This window comes from Alienimonas sp. DA493, from assembly GCF_043951915.1.
GTDB lineage: Bacteria > Planctomycetota > Planctomycetia > Planctomycetales > Planctomycetaceae > Alienimonas.
Genome location: NZ_JBINJD010000304.1, coordinates 1 through 1967 on the forward strand (window position 1 = coordinate 1; position 1967 = coordinate 1967).

Annotated in this window: 1 protein-coding gene and 1 tRNA gene; both read left to right on the forward strand. The window is 68.6% G+C overall.

The window, feature by feature from the left end:
* Window positions 1-142: 142 nt before the first annotated feature.
* A tRNA-Gly gene (locus ACG2DA_RS22590) sits at window positions 143-215 on the forward strand.
* A 198-nt stretch (window positions 216-413) separates the two neighbouring features.
* Complete coding sequence (gene tig, locus ACG2DA_RS22595; RefSeq protein ID WP_395258929.1) at window positions 414-1925, forward strand: trigger factor; 1512 nt, start codon at window positions 414-416, stop codon at window positions 1923-1925.
* Window positions 1926-1967 lie beyond the last annotated feature (42 nt).

The window sequence follows — 1967 nt, forward strand, 5'->3', positions numbered from 1 at the left end:
CGCGGCTCCAACGAAAAGCGAACCTTTCGCAGCGCTCTGGTGTCTCTCGAAAGGATCGGTTGACGCCCCGCCCCCGGGGTCGATACTGTTCCCCCCGACGCGGCGAGTCGTCCGGTTTCGGACGGTTCTCCGAGTCTCGCAGGCGGGTGTAGCTCAATTGGTAGAGCGTCAGCTTGCCATGCTGAAGGTCGCCGGTTCGAGCCCGGTCACCCGCTCTTACGCCTGCAAACGATCGTAACGCCGAGGCCCCGCGGGGCCTCGGCGTTACTTTTTGCCCCCGCCCGCCCGCGCACAGGGCCGGGCGGCGTTGAGCAATTCGCGCCCGCGGGTACGCTACCCGACCCCGCATTCCGCGACCCGACCCGCATTTCGCGGCTGAGCCGCACTTCGCTCCCGACCCGCACGTTCCGCCGATGTCGACCGACGCCCCCGTTCTTGACGACCCCGCCGCCGGCGGCACGCTCGGCGACCCGGACCTGACGGGCGACGAGTTCAGCGACGATCGCCGCAAGATGGACCTCTCCGTCGAGGTCGAGGACGCCGGCCCCTGCCTGAAGCACGTCAAGGTGACGGTGCCCCGGGCCGAACTGGACGCCGCCCTGGAAGAGGCCGTCGGCGAGTACGCCGACCAGGCCAGCGTCCCCGGCTTCCGCGTCGGCCGCGTGCCGGTCACGCTGATCAAGAAGCGCTTCAAGGACGAACTCGCCGGGCAGGTCAAGCAGCGCGTGCTGATCGACAGCCTGGAGCAGGTCTCCGAGGAGCAGGACCTCGACCCGATCAACGAGCCGGACCTCGACGTCTCCACCCTCGACCTGCCGGACGAGGGCGATTTCGAGTACGAGTTCGACGTCGAAGTCCGCCCTAAGTTCGACACCCCGGACCTGTCCGGCCTGAAGATCGAACGGCCGGACGCGGAAGTCACCGACGCCGAGGTCGCCGCCTACCGCGAAGAGTTCCTCACCCAGTACGGCCGCCTGGAGCCGCAGGAGCGGGCCGCCGAGGCCGGCGACACCGTCAAGCTGAAGGTGACCTTCTCCCACGACGGCAAGGAACTGAACGTCGTTCCGGAGCTGAAGGCCAAGCTCAAGCCGGTCCTTCGCCTGCAGGACGCGGAGCTGGAAGGCTTCGACGAGCTGATCGCCGGCGCCGAGGTCGGCGACGTGAGGGAAGCCACGCTGACCGTCTCCCCGGAGGCGGACCGCGTCGAACTCCGCGGCGAAGAGGTGACCGGCAAGTTCGAGGTGCTGTCGATTTCGACCCTCAAGCTGCCGACCCTCACCCGCGAGCTGCTGGACCGCATCGGCGTTGAGAGCGCCGAGGAACTGGACCAGCAGATCCGCGACTCCCTCACCCGGCAGCGGGAGTACCGCCAGCGGCAGAGCGCCCGCGAGCAGCTGCTCGCCAGCATCACGGAGAGCGCCGACTGGGACCTGCCCGAGAAGCTCGTTCGCCGGCAGACGGAGAACGCCCTGCGGCGGGAACTGCTCGAAATGCAGCAGGCCGGCTTCACCACCGCCCAGATTCGGGCCCGCGAGAACGAACTGAAGCAGAACGCCGTCAGCTCGACCCGGCAGGCTCTCAAGGAGCACTTCATCCTCGACCGCGTCGCCGAGGAGAACGACATCGAGCCGACCCCCGGCGAGATCGACCGCGAAATCACCCTGATGGCCCTCCAGCAGGGCGAGCCGGTTCGCCGCGTCCGCAGCCGGTTGGCCAAGAGCGGCATGATTGAGAACCTCGCCGCCCAGCTCCGCGAGCGGAAGGCGATCGACTTCCTGCTGGAGAAGGCCGAATACGTCGACGTGCCCTCCGAGGAGCCGCCCGCCGACCGCGTCGAAGCCGTCAAGCAGAGCGTCTGCGGCATCGGCTCCGTCGCCGCCTCCGCCGAGGACGAAGACGAAGACGGGGCCGGCGAAGAGGAGTGATCCTCCCGCTGACGGCTCGGTTTCGCTCCTGGAGCCGCGACC

Coding starts and splice junctions, on each gene's coding strand:
- tig (WP_395258929.1), top strand. CDS start 414: ATGTCGACCGACGCCCCCGTTCTTGACGACCCCGCCGCCGGCGGCACG.